The following is a 19,592-nucleotide window of genomic DNA, read 5'->3' as shown; positions in this document are numbered from 1 at the left end:
CCTTGTCCAGAGGCAGTGGTAAAACTTTCTTAACCCTATGCGATTTCGTGGGTTTTTGTACCCGCAATGGTAAGCGCACGGATGCGCGGGACTCGTTGCGGCTGAAAAGACGGGTGCAAATCACCCGCCTTGATCACCAATAAGCAAGGAGAAAATCACTCCTTGAGGATGCGATCCACAATATCGCGAACGTCGGTCGAAAGGGCACCGGCGCGTTCGATTTGCATCAAGGCAGAGCGGGCGTGATCGGCGCGAACAGGCTCCAGCAAGCGCCAGGAACGCATGGAGGTCAGGATGCGCGCCGCCAACTGCGGGTTGCGTTGGTCGATATCGAGGATCTCCTGCGCGAGGAAGCGATAGCCGGCGCCGTCGGCGCGGCCGAAGCCGGTCGGGTTGGCGAAGGCGAAGGTGCCGACAAGGGCGCGCATGCGGTTGGGATTGGTGCGCTTGAAAAGCGGCGTTTCTATCAGGCCTTGGATGCGCTCCAGGGTTGCCGCGCCCGGAATGGCCGCCTGGATGGCAAACCATTTGTCGATGACCAGCGCGTTTTCCGCGAAACGATCATGGAAGTTTTCGAGGGCTGCCTTGGCTTCTACCGTTTCCGGGAAACGGTGGGCGAGGATGGTCAACGCTGCGCTGAGATCGGTCATGTTGTTGGCGGCGTCATAGGCCGCCTTGGCGCGAGCCGGCGCATTGTCGGACTGCGACAGATACGTAAGTGCGGCGTTACGCAGCGCTCTCCGCCCAGCACTGGCCGCATCCGGGCTGAAGGGACCCGGCGTTTGCATGCTGTCGTAGAGCGCGGCGAAGATCTCTTTTCCGGCTTCGGCGATTAGCGCGAGGATCGCCTGGCGACCGGCATGGATTGCGTCGGGATCGTTATTGCCGCCGAGCTCACGGGCAATATCGGCTTCGCTCGGTAGGGCGAGCGCCTGAGCGCGGAAGGCCGGCTCCAGGCTCTCGTCGTTGGCCGCAGCCAGAAGCGCATCGACGAAGGCTGCGTCGCAAGTGACCGGAATGCCCTGGCGTGCGTCGCGAGCTGCCTGCAGCAGGTTCGGCAGCCCAAGGTCGATCAGCGCCTGCCAGCGGGCGAAATGGTCGGCCTCATAACGAGCGATCAGCGCCAGATCCTTCGCGCTCTGGCTGAATTGCAGATTGATCGGCGTCGAGAAGCTGCGGTTCAACGACAGCACTGGTCGCGAAGGAATGCCGTGGAAAACGACGCTCTGTGCCCGCTCGGTCAGATGGAGGACGTCGTCAGTCAGCTCCGCGCCGGTCACCGATGTCGGCATCAGTACGGCGCCGTCCTCGGCGAAAAGCGCCATGCGCAGCGGAATGTGCATCGGCTCCTTGGCCGTCTGGCCGGGGGTGGCCGGCACCATCTGTTCGAGCGACAGGGTAAAGGTCTTGTCACCGGCATCATAGCTGCCGGAAGCAGTCACCAACGGAGTGCCCGCCTGATGGTACCAGAGCGAGAACTGCGTCAGGTCGCGGCAGCTCACATCCTCGAAACACTTGATGAAATCTTCGATCGTCACAGCCTGGCCGTCATGGTGATCGAAATAGAGGTCCATGCCCTTCTTGAACAGATCGCGACCCAGAAGGGTCGCGATCATACGGGTGACTTCGCTGCCCTTCTCGTAGACCGTCGTCGTATAGAAGTTGTTGATTTCGCGATATTTTGTCGGGCGGACCGGATGGGCAAGCGGCCCGCCGTCCTCTGGGAACTGCTCCGATTTCAGATGGCGGACTTCCGCGATGCGCTTGACCGGCCGCGAACGCTGGTCGGCGGAAAATTCGTGGTCGCGATAGACGGTCAGGCCTTCCTTGAGGCAGAGTTGGAACCAGTCTCGGCAGGTGATCCGATTGCCCGTCCAGTTATGGAAATATTCATGCGCGATGATCGCCTCGATATTGGCATAGTCGGCGTCGGTGGCGATTTCCGGGTCGGCAAGAACGTATTTGTCGTTGAAGATATTGAGGCCCTTGTTCTCCATCGCCCCCATGTTGAAATCCGAGACGGCAACGATCATGAAGATGTCGAGATCGTATTCGCGGCCGAAGCGCTCCTCATCCCATTTCATTGAGCGCTTGAGCGCATCCATGGCGTAGGCCGCACGCGGCTCCTTGCCGTGTTCGACATAGATCTTCAGCGCCACTTCGCGGCCCGACATCGTGACGAACGTATCCTCGACGACACCGAGGTCGCCGGCGACGAGCGCGAAGAGATAGCTCGGCTTCGGATGCGGATCGAACCAGGCGGCAAAATGCTTGCCTTCGCCATAACCGGCGCCACCGAGGAAATTGCCATTCGACAGCAGCAGCGGATTGGCGGCTTTGTCGGCGATGATGTTGACTGTGTAAGGAGCCAGTACGTCCGGCCGATCAGGGAAATAGGTAATGCGGCGGAAGCCTTCGGCCTCGCACTGGGTGCAATAGATGCTGCCGGTGCGGTAGAGCCCCATCAATTGCGTATTGGCTTCGGGATTGATGATGGTCGTGATCGTCAGTTCGAAAGGCGCGCTTTCAGGCAGATCGCGAACAGTCAGGCTTTCCGCCGTCGCCTCATATTGCTCGGCTGGAACTTCCGCCTGATCGAGCAGCAGGCCAGCGAGGCTCAGTTCGTCACCGTCGAGCACAAGCGGCGCCTTATTGTCGGTGCCTTTGCGACGATGGAAGATCAACCGCGCGTCGACCTTGGTCTCGGTCGGGTGCAGTTCGAAGGTGAGGTCCACGCGTTCCAGAACGAAGTCGGTGGGACGATAATCTGCCAGATAGACGATCTGGCCGGTGTCTGTTCGCATGGTCTATCCTGATCAGGCTTGTACTGCGGCGGGCGGTATTGGTCCGGAGCGACGCTCCGAACGGGAAATCCGCGCGCATCATTACATCGAAATCTGAACCAAAGTTAAAGTCATATCGTCACGCCACTACAATTTGTGATGGCGAGGGAAGTATTTGGTCAAGAAGGCCACGGTTCATTTCAGGTTGAAGGCCGCTTTGATCGCTTCGTCGGCTTCCGTTTGCTGTACGACAACACCATACCATCCGAGGCCGTCATAGTCTTCATAGCCGAGCGTCTTGGCATAGGCGACGATGGCGCCGTTATTGTCGTAATAGCTGCCTCGCGTCATGCCCTCGGGATTGGCGAGCGCGAAATGCGAGAACATTAATTTCGGATCGCTGCAGGCAATGACGCGCTTCTTCCCGTCGAGCAGCATCACCACGGTCTTTTCGGCGACCTGCGGCGGCAGGTTGGCCTCCCTGTCGACGATCGACTGCCCTTGGTTCTGCCAGTCGAAATAGACGCCCAGCGTGCCGATCTGCTTGCCATCCGATCGTCCGCCTTCGCGAATACCGGTGGCATAGACGAGCACATTGCGCCTGTCGTGAAACTCGCTGGGCTGGACCTCGTCGACAATATAATCATCGCCCGACCGGCAGTTGGCCGCTGCCCTGAACCAAGGATCCGAGGCGAGATTGGCGCCCGCGAGCTTGCGCTGGTAGGCGGGATTGGCCGAGGCGATGACCTGTCCCTTCATGTCGGTCACGACAAGATCGAGATAGACTGTATAGAAGCGGTTGATGACGCCCAACCGTTCGGCGGCGAAGGCGACGCGTTGCGGCTGCGGATCCTGTAGCGCCTCCCACAATGCCGTGTCAGTCGCCCACCAGCGGACATCGGCAGTGCGCTCGAAGAGATTGCGGACGATGAGCTGGACCAGCGTCTGGGCGAGATCCGTCAGGCGAACACCCTCCATTTCCTCGACCAACGCTTCGGCCATGCCGCGGCTGACGCCGATGCGGCCGAGCACGTTGTCCTGAAATTTGCCCGCGATGTCGGTGGCGATCTGCGCCAGGCGTTGTACCTCGTTAGCGACCACTGCGAAGCCTTTGCCGGTTTCGCCGGCACGAGCAGCCTCGATGAGCGCATTGATCGCCAGAAGCTTGATCTGCTTGACGACATGGGTGTTGTCGGTGCTGAAACGCTCAAGGTCTCTGCCGATGCCATCCGTAACGACCCGCATCGAGCGCGGTGTCACGGCGCGCTGTTGAGAACTCCGTTCCATCGATTGGGCTGCAGTCATTGGATATGGACCTCGGAAATAGTAGGAACTGAAATGGCTATGGGAAATACATGGCGTGCCGCAGAATTTATTGACTGCGGTGAAAATAAATTGAAACGCTATGGTTGTAAAAAGGTTAATACGGCTTACGACAAAGTAACTATGCCGTTTTTGGCCCAAAAAAGTCTTGGCGGATAGATCCCAGGCGATCAATCGGCGGTGGACTGCGCCACGCGGACTGTGGTTTCGCTACCGCGAACGGGTAGCGGTATGGACTGGAAGTCCGTTTTTGCGACGCGCCCCTCATTTGGCTTGCGCATGGCGATGCGCCAACCGGCGTAGCCGGCATAGAATGCGAAGGCAAGAGCCAAGAACCAGAGGAGGCCGGATGGGCCGGCGACTTCCATCATCGCTCCTCCGATCAGGGGGCCAGAGACGGTACCCAGTCCGTAGAGCAGCATGATGCCGCTGGAAATGGTGACATATTCGTCCGGCGCCGCGCGGTCGTTGGCATGGGCGACATTGAGCGCGTAGATCGGATAGAGCACGGTCCCGATGAAGAAGCCGGCGATATAGAGCATCCACTGCGCATGTGCGTTGAACAATGTCATGATGACGCAGGCGAGAATGCCGACAACGCCGCAGACGATCATCACCCAGCGGCGGTCCATAAGGTCCGATATGCGCCCGATCGGCATTTGCGATACGGCGCCGCCGGCGAGCACACAGGCGAGCAGCGTCGCGCCCTCCGCAGTGTTCATGCCGACATTCTGGGTATAGACGCCGCCAAGGCTGCTCCAGGTGCCGGAGAGGGCGCCCGACAGCAACGAGCCGATAAAGGCGATCGGCGATAGCCGATAAAGCTTCGGAAGGTCGAACTTTGCCTGGTGAATCGGCGTCGGCGACTTGGCGGTCGATAGGGCCGTCGGCAGCATCGCGAGCGCGAAGATGACGCCGCACAGAATGAAAAGGGAGGTATTGCTGGGATCGCCGAGCGGTACTAGATATTGCCCGCCGATCGATCCGACGAGGCAGGTGATCATATAGACCGAGAAGATGGTGGCTCGGTTGTCGTTGGTGACCCGCTCGTTCAACCAGCTTTCGATGATGAGATAGGCGCCGGCGATGCCGAAGCCGCTGATGCAGCGGAAAGCCAGCCAGGCGCGCCAATCGACCATCAATGCGCAAAGCAGAATGCCGATGCTGAGCAGCGAGATCAAAGCGCCGAATACGCGCACATGTCCCACCCGCTGCACGAAACGCGGCGTGATGATGCAGGATATCGTGAAGCCGAAGGTGTAGCCGGTAGCAATCACCGAAATCGTGAAGGTCGACCAACCTTCCGCCACCGAGCGGATCGGCACGACGAAGTTCATCAAACCATATCCGACCATCATCAACAGCGTTGACAACATCAGACTGGCGATCGAGACGAGGCTTGCCAGCATTGGAGCGGGATCCGGTCGAGTGGTTGAAGGAGATGTGGATCGCGAAAGCGCATCTTGCTCTAACTCAGCAACGATGCGCGATCAATCGCGACGGCATGTGACGCAAGTGATCGTTCGATCTCCTGTCGGACGGCCATGGGAAAACATGATGGCGAAAGAATGGTTATAAAGTTAAATTGTTTGTTTAACTTCTTGCGATACCAGTGTTTTTACCCAACAATAGCATGCTATGTGATGTCGAGGTCGTGGTCTGTGACGGCAGATTTATCTAAAAAAATTAGAATAATTCTTTCCGTTTTGTATTTTAGAAGGGCGTCATAAGGAGGCCCGCTTGAGCTTTTCCGTCGAGCAACTTACCCGCCATCCCGACTTGGTATCCTGTCTGCGTTTTTTGGCAGAGGCGCTGCGGGCCCGTTACGACAGCGGACCGAGGATTGCACGGCTTTTGGCCTCGCATCAGCGCTGGCTTTTGACCCAAACGGCCTATGCACTTCATCTGGAATACGATCCAGCCATACCCGGCTCCGGCCTGACCGTCGTCAAGCTTCGCGATGTCATCACAGATTACCGTGTCGCCAGCCGCAACACCGTGCTGAGCTTTGTCGATGAACTGCTGACATATCGTTTTATTGTTCCCGCCGCTGGCGCTGTCCGACGCCCCCGTCGCTACGAGCCGTCCGAGGTCAGTCACGCTGCGATGATCAGTTGGTATCTCGCCAACCTCGCTGCACTCGACTTTCTGGACAATGGTGGCCGTGCCGTCGCGCTTGCGGCTCATCCGGAGCTGGTCGATCTTGCGCAGCCGCGTATGGCGCGCCGCTGCCTGGAGGCAGCCGCCTGGCGCGAGCCGCCGGAGCGTGTCGGCCTATTTCTCTGGACGGAAGCGGGTGGCCTGGTGATGGATCATCTCATGTCCCGCTTGGATCTGAGCACCGAAGTGGACGGGCGGGTCAATCTCGGCCGCATCGATACGCGGGCGATCGCTGCGCAATTCATGATGTCACGCACCCATTTGCAGCGCCTTTTGCGCAAGGCTGCCGATCACGGCAGTCTTGGCTGGTATGACGAACCGAAGAAGACGCGCCTGTGGCTGTCGCGAGACTTCCTCGATGAATATTGCCGCTGGCAGGCCGTGAAGCTCGCTGCCGTGGATGAAGCTTTTGCCTGGGCGCAATCCGTGGCGACGAGCGCCAATCCGGCATAGTGAACCGCATAAAAAACGCCGGGTCAGGCCCGGCGCTACTCTTCATGAAAATCTCTTATGAAAATCCAAAATGAAAAGGGCGGGATCGATGATCCCACCCTTTCCAAACCTATAAGGGGATGCCGGCGGCTGCTGAATGCGCGTTGCGCAGGTCGCTCTTGTCAGCCTTACGCAGGCCGCGTGAGCGCTCGAATTCTTCCGCTGCGCGCACCGCTGAGCCAATGTGCCCTACGGAGTCGAGAAGAGTGAAAATTGAGCGCAAACCGGTAGACACGATATGATCCCTGAAAATAAAATCGTGCACGATGCTGTGGCGGATTTCGCGATGAATCAATAGATAATTCGGAAAAGCTGAGTTGTACAAATTGCAAAGCCAAGCTTTGATTTGCCTCAGCTTTTGTCGTTCAGCACTCGCGAAAATCGGCGAATATGGCGGTCGGACGACCGACGCGGGCAGAGATGCCAGTGCCGCGAGCAGTCATCTGTTCATTGGCGGCTATGCCGAGGTTACGGTGGCCGTTGGTGGCGCGCACAGGTTCGAGAGCGCGACGCAGGGTATCAAACCCGCAATGGATAGGACGGTAGCGTGCAGTCATGGCCTTGGTTCCTTTCAAGTTCCTCCCAAGACACGCTACATATATTGCAGTGCAGCATTGATTCTGCAATGCGCACAGTTGGAATACTGCTATGCAAAAGACGCATAGCAAATTTCATCTTCCGTTAATATTGCCGAAAAATTAGCCCGAAGCCTCGACGTCAATCCGACTCTTGAACATCAAAAGATCGTTCCAGGCCAATCGCTTATTGATTGGAGCGGTCAGCAATTCCTGCGGATGGAGGCTGGCAATCGCCGGTATCGCGCGGCCGGATATCGTTACGTCCCGCCATTGTCCGCGCAGACCATGAATGGTTTCGTTGCTCTCAAAGAAATGGCGTGCGGTGAAATTGCCAAGCAACAACAGCGCTTTCGGCTCCGCGAGCGCGATCTGCCGTTCGATGAAGGGACGACATATCTCGATTTCCGGGGCAGAGGGTGCACGATTGCCTGGCGGCCGCCATGGAATGACATTGGTGAGTAGAATGCCGTCACGGTGCAAACCGATAGCGGCCAGCATCTTGTCGAGCAACAGCCCAGTTCGCCCGGCAAAGGGCGTGCCTTCGCGGTCGTCATCGGCACTCGGCATCGGGCCGATCACCATGACCCGGCCTTCGGCGGTGCCGCTGGCGAAGATTGTCGAGCGTGCGCTGTTTTTCAGATTGCAGCCGTTGAAGGCCTCCAATGCGGTCTTGAGTTCGCTTAACGACCGGGCGCTTTCGGCGGCGAACCGGGCCTGTTCGACAGCTTGCTCGTCAGGGATGGCCGGTGCGTTTCGTGGCGGCATCATCGGGGCGGCCGGCTGTGCGGCCTGGCGACGTTCCGGCTGCATTGTCGGCCGCGTCGCGGGCGGCGGTGCTTCGACACGCGGCTGGACTGCCCGGGCGCCTTGGCGGCTGGCCTTCATCGCCTCGAATTCGGCAAAGCGGTCGACCGCTTCCTCTTCGAGCAGCCATTCGACGCCGGCCTCCGCATGAAAATGCAGAAGGGCGGCAAGTTCGGCCGAAGTGAGGTCGTTGGCGGAGATCATCGGCGAAGTCTAGCCAAAGCGGCGGGAGAACGAAAGGGCAGGGTGCTACCGACCCTCATGCCGTCCACTGGCTGATGTCGTCGCGCTCACCGATCAAGGCGAGACCATGAGCGATCGACAGCAACTCGCCGCCGGTTTCGATCCGCTCCTGACCGAAGCGTTCGGTGAAGATGCGGCGCACCGCCGGCACGAAGGATGTGCCGCCGGTGAGGAACACCTTGTCGATGGTCTCGGGCGATGTATCGGTTGTCGCCAGCACGTCATCCAGCGCACCTTCGATGCGTGCCAGATCGTCGGCGATCCAGCCTTCGAATTCGGTGCGGCGCACGATCTTGCGGCCGGCTTTGCCGAGTGGCGGGAAATTGAATTCGGCTTCCTCGTTGGCCGAAAGCGCCATCTTCGTCGCCGATACGGCCTGATAGAGCGGGTAGCCCTCGTCATGTTCGACGAGATCGATAAATGTCTCCAGCTTTTCCGGCTCGAGACTGCTACGCACCAGCGCTTTCAGGTCGGCATATTCACGCGAGGTCTTGAAGATCGATAGCTGGTTCCAGCGGCCGAAATTGGCGTAGTAGGAGGTAGGGACTTCCAGCAGCTTGTCGAAGCTCTTGAAGAGGCTGCCTTTGCCGATCGCCGGCGAGACGATGTTGTCGATCATGCGGAAGTCGAAATGATCGCCGGCGATGCCAACGCCTGAATGGCCGATCGGGGTCGCCGTCAGCTTTCCGCCGTGGGTCTCGAAGCGGATCAGCGAGTAGTCGGTGGTACCCCCGCCGAAATCGGCGACAAGTACGGTCGCGTCCGCTTTCAGATGCTGGGCGAAATAGAAGGCCGCCGCGACCGGTTCGTAGACGTAATGGATTTCCGGAAAGCCGAAGCGCGACAGTGCCGCGTTATAGCGCTCTGTTGCGAGAGATGCGTTCGGACTGGCGCCGGCAAAGTGCACCGGCCGGCCTGTGACGATGCGGCCGACATCCGCCGGCCAGCCTTCGCCGGCATAGGCGCGCAGCCGGCGCACGAAGATCTCCATCAGATCCTCGAAGGTGTGGCGCTTGGCAAAGATCAGCGTGCCCTGGAAAAGCGCGCTCGCCGCGAAAGTCTTGATCGATTGCAGAAAGCGGCAATCGCCGGGATTGTCGATGAACTGCCGGATGGCGGCGTGCCCCGCCTCGACCTTCAATGCCGCGGCGCCTAGTCCGGGATCCTTCATGAAGGACAGTGCCGTGCGCATGCTGTCGGCAGTGCCGGCGGCACTGGTGAAGGCGACCGATTGTGTCGCCGAACCATCGGCCAGAGCCAAAACCGTGTTCGTTGTGCCGAAGTCGAAACCAAGCGCCCGAGCCATGCCCGCACCCCTTTCTGCTGAATTTTGTTGGAATGGGGCAATGCCCCTTGTGGAACGCGAGACGCGCCCTTTTCGTAAAGAGGGCGCGTCATGGCATGACTGCACTGCAAGTGCAAGATGTGAGAATGCATTTGTTTCGGCATGTTCCGAAAACCGCTGCGGCTTTCTTCGGACTGGGATCGTGCCAAAGCAAAACGGGCGCCTTACGGCGCCCGTCGAGTTATTCGGCCGCAATGGCGGTCGGCGTTTCTTCTTCGTGCTGGTGCTTGTCCTTGCGCTTGCCGAAGCGAGCCAGGAAATCGTTCAGAGAATTCATCTGAAGGAAGATGACCGGCGTGATGAACAGCGTCAGGATCTGTGAGACGACCAGACCGCCGACCACGGCAATGCCGAGCGGCTGGCGCAGCTCGGAGCTTGCGCCACCGCCGACAGCGATCGGCAGCGCGCCGAGCAGGGCGCAGAAGGTCGTCATCATGATCGGCCGGAAACGGCGAACGCAAGCTTCATGGATCGCCTCCGCTGGCGAAATGCCCGGGGTCGATCGAAGCGTTTCCAGCGCCACGTCGATCATCATGATCGCGTTTTTCTTGACGATACCGATCAGCATCAGCAAGCCGATGAGCGCGATGATCGACAGGTCGAAGCCGAAGACCTTCAGGGCGAGCAAGGCGCCGAGGGCGGCGGCCGGCAAGCCGGAGAGAATGGTCAGCGGATGGATGAAGCTCTCATAGAGAACGCCGAGGACCACATAGATCGTCAGAACAGCGGCGAGAATCAGGTAAGGCGTACTGCCCTGCGACTGCTGGAAGATCTGAGCAGTACCGCCATAGGACGTGAAGACGTCCGCCGGCATATTGATGTCCTTCTTGATCTGGTCGATCTGATCGGTGGCGTCGCCAAGCGCTTCGCCGGCCGGCAGGTTGAAGGACACGGTGGTCGACACTAGCTGACCGGTCTGGTTGATGGTCACTGGGCCGGTATTGCGCACGATGCGCGCGAAGGCCGACAATGGAACCTGCTGGCCCTTCGAAGACGTCACATGGATGCGCGACAGTTTCTGGTCGTCCCAGGGCTGGTTCGCATCATATTCGATGATTACGTCATAGCTATCGCCGGTCGACTGGATCTGGGCGGCGGCGTAGTCGCTGAAGGCCTCTTCAAGCGTGGTGCGCAGCAGGTTGTTGTTGATGCCGTAGGCGGCGGCCTTCTCCGTGTCGACGACGATATTCGCCTGCAGCGCATTGTATTGCGCGTCGGTGGTCACGTCGGTGAAGCGCGGATCCTTGCGCATCTCCTGCAGCATCTTGTTGGCCCACTGGTTCGTCAGATCGGCGTTCAGGGCCTGGATGATGAGCTGATACTGGCTGGCGGTCTGGCGTCCGCCGAAGCGAAGGCTTTGCTGCGGATTGATGAAGACCTGAATGCCTGGGATCTTGGCGACGGCGGCGCGCATTTCGCGCAGCGTCTGGTCGAGCGGTTCGCGATCCTTCTTGTCCTTCAGCTGGGCATAGATCGTACCGTTGTTAAGCGTCTGGCGGGCGCTGGCGCCGACGACCGACATCACATGCTCTACGGCCGGGTTTGCCCCGATCGCGGCGGCAGCCTGGTTCTGCAGGTCACGCATGGCCGGATAGGAAATATCCTGGCGCGCGCGCGTGGAAATCTGCAGTCGGCCGATGTCTTCCTGCGGGAAGAAGCTGGCCGGCAGCGTCAGGAAAAGGTAGGCCGAGAGTGCCACCGAGGCAAGGAAGCTTCCAAGCACGATAAAGCGGTGACGAAGGCACCATTCGACGCCCTTGCCGTAATTGGCTTCCGTCCAGTTGAAGCCCTTGTTGAACAGGCGCACCGGCAGGGGAGGATGGCTGTGGGCGCTGGAAAGGCGCGAGCCGAGCATCGGCGTGACCGTCAGCGAGACCACGGCCGACGAGACGATGGCGATCGCCACGACCATGCCGAATTCGTTGAAGATACGGCCAACGACGCCGCCCATGAGCAGGATCGGGATGAACACGGCGATCAGCGAGATCGACATGGAGATGATTGTATAGCTGACTTCGGCCGAGCCTTTGAGGGCTGCCTGCAGCACAGGCATCCCTTCTTCCATATGCCGCAGAATGTTCTCCAGCATGACGATTGCGTCGTCCACCACCAGACCAACCGCGATCGTCAATCCGAGCAGTGAGATGTTGTCGACACTATAGCCGAGCACATACATCATGCCGAAGGTTGATATCAGCGAAAGAGGTACGGCAAGACCGGGGATGATCGTTGCCGTCACATGGCCCGTGAACATGTAGATGACAAGAACGACGAGGCCGATGGTCAGCATCAAGGTGAACTTGACGTCAGAAATGGCTTCGCGGATCGGCTGGGCCGAGTCGTTCATGACAGTCATTTTGACGGAAGCCGGCATTTCGGCATGCAGCTTCGGCAGCGTCTGATTGACGGCATCGACGACGTCGACAGTGTTGGCATCGGGCTGGCGCTGAATAGCCAGGATGATCGCCCGCTGGCCATCGTACCAGCTACCGATATTCTGGTTTGCGACGCTGTCCTGGACGTCGGCGACATCGCCGAGGTGAATTGGATTGCCGTTGGGATTGGCGATCACAAGAGTGCGAAACTGGTCGGCGTTGACGCGCTGCGTATCCGCATTGATCGTCATGCTCTGCGCGGCGTCCTGCAGCGTGCCGACCGGGACCTGGTTGTTGGCGTTGACAACGGCTGTATTGACCGTGTCGATGCCGATGCCGCGATCGAGAAGCTTGTTGGGGTCGACGTCGATACGCACGGCGTAGGTCTGCGCGCCGTTTACGGTCACTTCGGCGACGCCCGGCAGGGTCGAGATCGACGGAGCAATGATGTTCTCGGCGATATCGTCGAGCTTGCTGCGCTGCAGAGTGTCGCTCTGAACGGCGATCAGCATGACCGGCGCATCGGCCGGGTTGGTCTTTCTGTAGCTCGGCGGGGTGGTCAAGTTGTTGGGCAGTTTCCTCTGCGCGGTCGAGATCGCTGCCTGCACGTCACCGGCGGCGGCGTCGATGCTGCGGTCGAGATTGAACTGCAGCACGATACTCGTATTGCCAAGCGAGTTTGTCGAGGAAATCTCGCTGATGCCAGGGATCGTTTCGAACTGCTTGATCAGCGGCGTTGCGACCGAGGTGGCCATGGTCTGCGGGGAGGCACCCGTCAGCTGGGCCGAAACGTTGATCGTCGGGAAATCCACCTGCGGCACCGCCGCGACGGGGATGAGCCGGTAGCCGGCGAGACCGGCTAGAACCACGCCGATGGCGAGAAGCGTGGTGGCGACCGGTCGCTGGATACAGAAGCTTGGGATCATTGTTGAGCTCCAACTGCGATGGTTTCGGTCTTGCCATCGTCGGTCGAGGCGACCTTCTCGTTTGGATTGTCGCTGAACTGTTCCTTGACCTCGCTGCCGTTGTTAAGCTGCGACTGGCCCTCGACAACGACATGGTCGCCGACCGAGAGGCCCGTGGCGACGGCCGTGCGGCTGCCGTTGGCGCGCGCAATGGTCACCGGGGTGATCTTGACCTTGTTATCCTTCACCACAAACGCGATGTAGCCGTCCGGGCCCGGGCTGACGGCGACCGTCGGCACGACGATGAGCTGCTCGTTGTCGGCAAAGTGGACCATGACATTTGTCGAGCGTCCCGGCCACAAGGCCCCGTTGGCATTCTCGAAGGTTGCCTTCACGGTGATCGTTCCGGAAGCCTGGTCAACCGTGTTGTTATAGAAGGTGATCGTTCCGGTGCGAGGCTTGCCCTGTGCGGAACGAGGGACGGTGGTGACCTGGACCGGACCTGCGGCCAATTGCTCCTGCAGTTCGCGCAGGTTGTTTTCCTGCATGGTGAACTTGATATAGGCCGGATCATATTTGCTGATCGTCACGATTGGCGTGCCGGCGCTGACATAGGCCCCCAGGCTCAATTGAACGTCACCGAGGCGGCCGTCATAGGGGGCGCGTATATCGGTATTTCCGAGCAGGACCTGATCCGAGGCAAGCTGCGCCTGGTCCGCGCTGACAGTGGCAACGGCGGCATCGCGGGTCGCGCGCGCTTCGTCAGCGGTCGCCTGAGTGCCGGCACTGCTCGTGAGCAGGCTATTCGCACGGGTCAGCGCGGTCTCGGCCTGGGCAAGGTTTGCCTGGTCTCTGGTGAGGTTCGCCTGGTCCTTGTTGACGGCAGCCTGTGCTGTGCGCGGATCGAGCTTGGCGATGAGATCGCCGGCTTTGACCGTGGCGCCGTCCTTGACGGCGATCTGCGTGATCAGCCCGGCTTCCTGCGCGGCGATCGTCGTTGAATCGATCGGCACGACCCAGCCGGTTGCCGGGACGTCCATCGGAAGCGCGCTTTTGACAGCGGCGACCGTCTTTACGGCGATGGGGCCGACCTGACGCTTACCCTGGCCACCAGCACTAGCCGTCTTGCTGCTAGCCTCGGTCTTGGCCGATGCCTTGTCGATGAAGGCGGACATGAAGGGGATGCGGTCGCGGTAGCTCCAGACCGCTAGAGCGGCGACAATGACAACGCCGAGGGAAAGCCAAAATTTCTTCATATTTAAGAACCGGTCGAGGCAAGTTGCAGGAAACGCGATGACAATTGATGTGGATTTATTGCGATGCAACAAAGGCGGATTCCGCCCCAACTCATCACATCGCCGTTACCGCTAACGTTCGGTATTCTGTCCCTATAACGCGAATTTATGAACGCCAATTCACCGCAACTTACCACAGTTCGACAGGGGGAAAAATTAACAGTTGGAAAGCTTTGTCGGTGTATTTCCGTTTGCAGTGCAACAGAAAGTCGAAATGACTATTTTTTGGTCGCAGTTATGCACCAAAAGCAATGCAATACCGGTCTTATACCTCCCGGCTATCCCGAATTAGTAGGATTCGGCCCCGGTGTTGGCCTCTTCGCTTCTCACGCAATTGTGTTCGGTGCGCCCGTTTTCTCAAAAGGCGCACCGCCCATTCGCTGAACTTTTCCTTCAGAGCGAACGCGCCGCGCCGCCGTCGCAGCGGACCATAGAGCCTGTGACATAGCTCGCAGGTTCGCTGCAGAGAAAGGCGGCCGTCGCCGCGAATTCCTCGATCCGGCCATAGCGGCCGGCGGGAATGCGCTGCTGTCGTTCGGCCTGGATGGCCTCCAGGCTCTTGCCGCTGCGTTTGGCGGTCGCGTTGTCAAGGTCGGCCAGTCGGTCGGTAGCGATGCTGCCCGGCAGAAGCATGTTCACGGTGATGCCATGGGCCGCTACCTCAGTCGCCAGCGTCTTGCTCCAGCCGGCAAGCGCGGGCCGCAGCGTGTTGGAAAGCGCCAGATTGGGGATCGGCTCGATGACGCCGGACGACGCGACGGTCAGGATGCGTCCCCAGCCCTGTGCCTTCAGGCCGGGCAGCAACGCATTGGTCAGCGTTATGATTCGCGCCACCATCGACAGGAAATAGGTTTCCAGCCGGTCGGCGGTCATGTCCTCCGATGTTCCTGGTATCGGTCCGCCGGTGTTGTTGACCAGAATGTCGAGGCCGCCGAGCTTGTCAGCGACCGCCTTGCCGACGACCTCGGCGAAGTTCTCGTCATTGAGATCCGCCCAGATCCAATCGGCGCGGCCTTTTCCTTCGGCATTGATGGCCTTGCAATTGCTCTCGAGCCTCTCGCCGCTGCGACCGCAAAGCAGGACATTCGCCCCCTCGCGCGCCAGCGCAACGGCTATTCCATGGCCAAGCCCCTTGGACGAAGCCAAAACCAATGCCCGCTTTCCCTTGATCCCGAGATCCATGTTTTCCACCCTTCGCCTTGCCGAATACTTCGAAGGGGCATTTATAGAATGCCGCGAACCATTTTTGGAAGTTGAATGCTGACAAACGGCAAGCGAAATACCTGGAAATATTGACGTTGACGTAAGGGGAATCTAACTTCCACACGGCACCGTGCGATTTGGGGATCAACTGTCGTTTCCCGGCTCGACAATTCCTTCCCGTTTTGACAAGGAGATAGCCGAAATGGGGAAGACGCCCAGGGGGATAAGGCCGCGTCCAACTCAATCGGAGCCCGGCCGATCGGAGAGAGTGAATGACTGACGCTAATGAGCTGCCTGAACGCGAGAGCATGGAATTCGACGTGGTGATTGTCGGAGCGGGACCGGCCGGCCTTTCGGCGGCGATCCGCTTGAAACAGGTCAATCCCGATCTCACCGTCGTCGTGCTCGAGAAGGGAGCGGAGGTCGGCGCCCATATTCTATCCGGCGCGGTTGTTGACCCGATCGGCATTGATCGCCTGCTTCCGGGCTGGCGTGACGAAGAAGGACATCCCTTCAAGACCGAGGTGACGGACGACCATTTCCTGTTCCTCGGCCCAGCTGGTTCGATCCGCCTGCCGAATGTCATGATGCCGCCACTGATGAGCAATCACGGCAATTATATCGTCTCCCTTGGTAATGTCTGTCGCTGGCTCGCCGAAAAGGCCGAGGCGCTCGGCGTCGAGATCTATCCCGGTTTCGCCGCAACCGAAGTACTTTATGATGACAAGGGCGCCGTCATCGGTGTTGCCACCGGCGACATGGGCATCGAGAAGAACGGCGAGCCCGGTCCGAACTATACGCGCGGCATGGCGCTTCTCGGCAAATATGTGCTGATCGGCGAAGGCGTGCGCGGTTCGCTCGCCAAGCAGCTGATTGCCAAGTTCGACCTGCAGAAGGGCCGCGAGCCGCAGAAATTCGGCATCGGCATCAAGGAACTCTGGCAGGTGAAGCCCGAGCACCACAAGCAGGGCCTCGTGCAGCATTCCTTCGGCTGGCCGCTGGGCATGAAAACCGGAGGCGGCTCTTTCCTCTATCACCTGGAAGACAATCTCGTCGCCGTCGGCTTCGTCATCCACCTCAATTACAAGAACCCGTATCTTTATCCCTTCGAGGAGTTCCAGCGCTTCAAGACGCATCCGGCAATCCGCTCCACCTTCGAGGGCGGCAAGCGGCTCTCCTATGGTGCCCGCGCCATTACCGAAGGCGGCTACCAGTCGGTACCGAAGCTGACCTTCCCCGGCGGCGCGCTTATCGGCTGCTCGGCCGGCTTCGTCAACGTGCCGCGCATCAAGGGCAGCCACAATGCGGTGCTGTCGGGCATGCTGGCAGCCGACAAGATCGCCGCGGCGATTGCCGCCGGCCGCGCCAATGATGAAGTGGTCGAGATCGAAAACGAATGGCGCGCGACCGATATCGGCAAGGACCTGAAGCGTGTGCGCAACGTCAAGCCGCTCTGGTCGAAGTTCGGCACTGGCCTCGGCATTGCGCTCGGCGGCTTCGACATGTGGATGAACCAGCTCTTCGGCTTCTCCTTGTTCGGCACGCTGAAGCACGGCAAAACCGATGCCCAATCGCTGGAGCCGGCGGCCAAGCACAAGCCGATCGCCTATCCGAAGCCGGATGGCGTTCTGACCTTCGACCGGCTGTCATCGGTGTTTCTGTCGAACACCAATCATGAGGAGGACCAGCCGGTCCATCTGCAGGTCAAGGACATGGCACTGCAGAAGTCGTCCGAGCACGACATCTATGCCGGCCCGTCGACCCGCTATTGTCCGGCCGGTGTCTATGAATGGGTGGAAAAGGACGGCAAGGACACTTTCGTCATCAACGCCCAGAACTGCGTCCACTGCAAGACCTGCGATATCAAGGACCCCAACCAGAACATCAACTGGGTGCCCCCACAGGGCGGTGAGGGACCGGTCTATCCGAATATGTGATGCACATGGGGAAGATGGAGCGAGACGCTTATACTATTCGCCTTGCTCGTTCCGCTGACCTGGATTTTTTGGCGGAGATCGAGACCGATGCCTTCGTAACTCTCCGCCAGGTACTCGGCGTGGAGGACGAAGGCAGGACCGTGCCGCGCGACAAGCTGCAGCATTCGCTCGATGCGAAACTGTTGCTCGTAGCGGTGGACGATTTGGATCAGCCCTTCGCTTTCCTTGCCGCTGCCGAACTTGATGGGGCGATCTATGTCGTGGAGATCGACGTCATGCAGCGCTGGCAGCGCAAGGGTGTCGGGCGGCGCTTGATGCAGGCCATAATCGAGACGGCGCAGACGCGCGGCGCATCGGGTATCACCCTGACGACGGACCGCCATGTGCCGTTCAACGCGCCTTTTTACGCCTCGCTTGGGTTTCAAGCGCTTGATGAACGTCAGATGCCAGCAGGACTGTTCGAGACTCTGAAGTTCGAGATTGACCATGGCGCAGATCCCGAAAGACGGGTCGCCATGGCGCCGTGGTTCTGAGCAGGTATTTGCGGGCCATAATGGCGCGGCAATTCTGAGATCTTCCGCAACGCGCTGCAGCCGCTTGTCGCGCGTCCAAAGGTAGGTGCCGGGTGTCAACATTGCCGCCGCCGCCAGATGAGCATCGATATAGCCAATGCCCATACCTTGTAATTTGTGGCTGCGGATAAAATAGAGAACGTCATCATCTGACGCTTTTGAAATCTGATACAACCGGCTCAGGCTTCTCATCACAAGGTCATATTGCCTCAGGTTTCCGAGGCTGATCTCACCGATCACGAAGGGATGGATGAGAACCTGTCTCTGCTCCAATAAAGATTGAAGTTTAGCGTCCAGCGAATGAAAATGATCGATCCAGATCGACGTATCGACCAAGATCATTCGACACCAAACCGACGACGAGGAGGGGCCGTAATATCTGGTTCCGTGCCGCCAAGGCGGATAAGTGTTCTGAAGGCTTCGCGCTCAATAAGCGCTTTCAACGCCTCACGGACGATCGCCGAGGTTTCGGCCATTTCGGTGACTTCGCGCGCATCCGCGAGCAATTTGTCATCAATGGTTACTGTGGTCCGCATTGATATGCTCCTTCGCCATCAAAATTAGCATCAGATGATGCTGCTTTCAATGCGGAAGGCCGCCGACGGCGGCCTTCGATCTATCCTCCACTGATCGCTGCTCATTTCCGCGACAGTACCCCCGTCGAAAGCGCGACGCCCGTTCCCGTGACAACCGCGGCTGCAATTTCAGCGACGCCGATCGGTTCGCCAAGCAGCAGTCCGCCGCCGAAGGTCGCGAGGACCGGGGTGATGGCGGTGAAGGCCGCAGCTTGCGTGCCGCCCAGGGCCTGAACGGCGAGACCGTAGGCGAGCGTGGCGGCGAGGCCGGAAAGCAGACCTTGGCTAACAACCTGCAGGCCGATTTCCGGCAGCGGGACGGAGGCGAGCGAACTGCCGAAGATCAGAGCCAGACCGACATGGATAAGGAACGACCAGATGGCGATGATGGCGCTTGACTGGATGGCGTTCAGGCCGGAGCGACGGAAGGCGTGTGTGTAGCCGGCCCAGAGCAAAGCGCCGAGCGGTAGCAGCGTGAAGCTCACCCCTGAAATCTCAGTGCCGGACAGGCTACGCACCAAAAGGATGAGTACGCCGGCAACGATACCGCCGAGACCGAGCCAACGGGTGATGTCCGGCCGCTCGCGAAACAGCAGCACGCCGATCAACGCGGTTGCCAGCGGCATCGAGCCACCGAGCAGAATGCCGGCCGATGCGGCGGGTGTGGAATGGATGGCGAAGGTGGTCAACTGGAAGAAGAGCGCGCCTGAGCCGCAGATCATTAGCGCCAACAACTTCGGCGGCACGCCTTTCGGCACCAGCCCGGTGCGCAGCCAGACGGGGGAGAGCACCAGCGCCGGAATGCCGTAACGGATCAAGCCGAGGTCGATCGTGCCCATCTGCGTTTCCGCGGTATGGCGGGTGGCTAGAATCCAGTTTGCCCAGATCAGAACCGTAACGATGGCGCCGGCATAACCGACCGTGGCGGGCATTGTCTTGCGGGAGGAGAGGGTCAAAGCAGTCATCGACGTATCCTTTCGAACCGTCCGGATCATCATCCGG

Annotated in this window: 16 protein-coding genes and 1 pseudogene; 4 read left to right on the top strand and 13 right to left on the bottom strand. The window is 59.5% G+C overall.

Features of this window, described 5'->3' with window-relative positions; genetic code table 11:
- Window positions 1–155 precede the first annotated feature (155 nt).
- Together pepN and PY649_RS25905 are read right to left on the bottom strand one after the other, a co-directional pair.
- A complete protein-coding gene (pepN, locus tag PY649_RS25910) occupies window positions 156–2,804 on the bottom strand; it encodes an aminopeptidase N (RefSeq protein WP_285871722.1) in 2,649 nt (882 codons plus the stop codon).
- Between the two features lie 174 nt (window positions 2,805–2,978).
- Window positions 2,979–4,088, bottom strand: a complete 1,110-nt coding sequence (locus PY649_RS25905) for a methyl-accepting chemotaxis protein (RefSeq protein ID WP_285871721.1) — start codon at window positions 4,086–4,088, stop codon at window positions 2,979–2,981.
- Window positions 4,089–4,121: 33 nt separating this feature from the next.
- On the opposite strand from PY649_RS25905, the gene PY649_RS25900 reads away from it, so the two are divergent.
- Window positions 4,122–4,265 carry a hypothetical protein gene (locus PY649_RS25900; protein ID WP_285871720.1) on the top strand — a complete coding sequence of 48 codons (144 nt, stop codon included), beginning with the start codon at window positions 4,122–4,124 and terminating at the stop codon, window positions 4,263–4,265.
- A gap of 11 nt (window positions 4,266–4,276) precedes the next feature.
- Here PY649_RS25900 and PY649_RS25895 read toward each other — a convergent pair whose 3' ends face one another.
- Window positions 4,277–5,515 (bottom strand): MFS transporter, encoded by a 1,239-nt coding sequence (locus PY649_RS25895; protein WP_285871719.1) that lies wholly within the window; start codon window positions 5,513–5,515, stop codon window positions 4,277–4,279.
- 331 nt (window positions 5,516–5,846) lie between these two features.
- On the opposite strand from PY649_RS25895, the gene PY649_RS25890 reads away from it, so the two are divergent.
- Window positions 5,847–6,719, top strand: coding sequence for a hypothetical protein (locus PY649_RS25890; RefSeq protein WP_285871718.1), 873 nt, complete (start codon window positions 5,847–5,849; stop codon window positions 6,717–6,719).
- A gap of 109 nt (window positions 6,720–6,828) precedes the next feature.
- Here PY649_RS25890 and PY649_RS25885 read toward each other — a convergent pair whose 3' ends face one another.
- The 7 genes from PY649_RS25885 to PY649_RS25855 form a co-directional block, all read right to left on the bottom strand.
- Entirely contained in the window at window positions 6,829–7,083 is a 255-nt protein-coding gene (locus PY649_RS25885) for a hypothetical protein (protein ID WP_285871717.1), read from the bottom strand.
- Between the two features lie 40 nt (window positions 7,084–7,123).
- Window positions 7,124–7,315, bottom strand: a complete 192-nt coding sequence (locus tag PY649_RS25880; RefSeq protein WP_285871716.1) for a hypothetical protein — start codon at window positions 7,313–7,315, stop codon at window positions 7,124–7,126.
- Between the two features lie 141 nt (window positions 7,316–7,456).
- Complete coding sequence (locus PY649_RS25875; RefSeq protein WP_285871715.1) at window positions 7,457–8,344, bottom strand: uracil-DNA glycosylase; 888 nt, start codon at window positions 8,342–8,344, stop codon at window positions 7,457–7,459.
- A gap of 55 nt (window positions 8,345–8,399) precedes the next feature.
- Window positions 8,400–9,689 (bottom strand): Hsp70 family protein, encoded by a 1,290-nt coding sequence (locus tag PY649_RS25870; RefSeq protein ID WP_285871714.1) that lies wholly within the window; start codon window positions 9,687–9,689, stop codon window positions 8,400–8,402.
- A 220-nt stretch (window positions 9,690–9,909) separates the two neighbouring features.
- Window positions 9,910–13,029, bottom strand: coding sequence for an efflux RND transporter permease subunit (locus PY649_RS25865; RefSeq protein ID WP_285871713.1), 3,120 nt, complete (start codon window positions 13,027–13,029; stop codon window positions 9,910–9,912).
- Complete coding sequence (locus tag PY649_RS25860; protein WP_285871712.1) at window positions 13,026–14,264, bottom strand: efflux RND transporter periplasmic adaptor subunit; 1,239 nt, start codon at window positions 14,262–14,264, stop codon at window positions 13,026–13,028. Before PY649_RS25860 ends, PY649_RS25865 begins: the two co-directional genes overlap by 4 nt.
- A 432-nt stretch (window positions 14,265–14,696) precedes the next feature.
- Entirely contained in the window at window positions 14,697–15,485 is a 789-nt protein-coding gene (locus PY649_RS25855) for an SDR family oxidoreductase (protein WP_285871711.1), read from the bottom strand.
- Between the two features lie 293 nt (window positions 15,486–15,778).
- Between PY649_RS25855 and PY649_RS25850 the strand changes: the two genes are divergently transcribed.
- Both PY649_RS25850 and PY649_RS25845 read left to right on the top strand, forming a co-directional pair.
- Window positions 15,779–17,443 carry an electron transfer flavoprotein-ubiquinone oxidoreductase gene (locus PY649_RS25850; RefSeq protein ID WP_285871710.1) on the top strand — a complete coding sequence of 555 codons (1,665 nt, stop codon included), beginning with the start codon at window positions 15,779–15,781 and terminating at the stop codon, window positions 17,441–17,443.
- Window positions 17,443–17,976: a GNAT family N-acetyltransferase gene (locus PY649_RS25845; protein WP_349644446.1), complete on the top strand. Its 534-nt coding sequence runs from the start codon at window positions 17,443–17,445 to the stop codon at window positions 17,974–17,976. Before PY649_RS25850 ends, PY649_RS25845 begins: the two co-directional genes overlap by 1 nt.
- 54 nt (window positions 17,977–18,030) lie before the next feature.
- Here PY649_RS25845 and PY649_RS25840 read toward each other — a convergent pair.
- The 3 genes and pseudogenes from PY649_RS25840 to PY649_RS25830 all read right to left on the bottom strand — a co-directional run.
- Window positions 18,031–18,357 (bottom strand): annotated as a pseudogene (locus PY649_RS25840) (type II toxin-antitoxin system VapC family toxin); the annotation flags it as partial.
- Window positions 18,354–18,551, bottom strand: a complete 198-nt coding sequence (locus PY649_RS25835) for a type II toxin-antitoxin system VapB family antitoxin (RefSeq protein WP_285871709.1) — start codon at window positions 18,549–18,551, stop codon at window positions 18,354–18,356. The pseudogene PY649_RS25840 and the gene PY649_RS25835, both read right to left, overlap by 4 nt.
- A 101-nt stretch (window positions 18,552–18,652) precedes the next feature.
- Entirely contained in the window at window positions 18,653–19,555 is a 903-nt protein-coding gene (locus PY649_RS25830; RefSeq protein ID WP_285871708.1) for a DMT family transporter, read from the bottom strand.
- Window positions 19,556–19,592: the final 37 nt, after the last annotated feature.

The organism is Rhizobium mayense (assembly GCF_030272705.1).
In the GTDB taxonomy this organism is placed as follows: Bacteria; Pseudomonadota; Alphaproteobacteria; order Rhizobiales; family Rhizobiaceae; genus Rhizobium; species Rhizobium mayense.
Note: the sequence above shows the minus strand (reverse complement) of the source record. Positions and strands in the feature narration are given on the sequence as shown.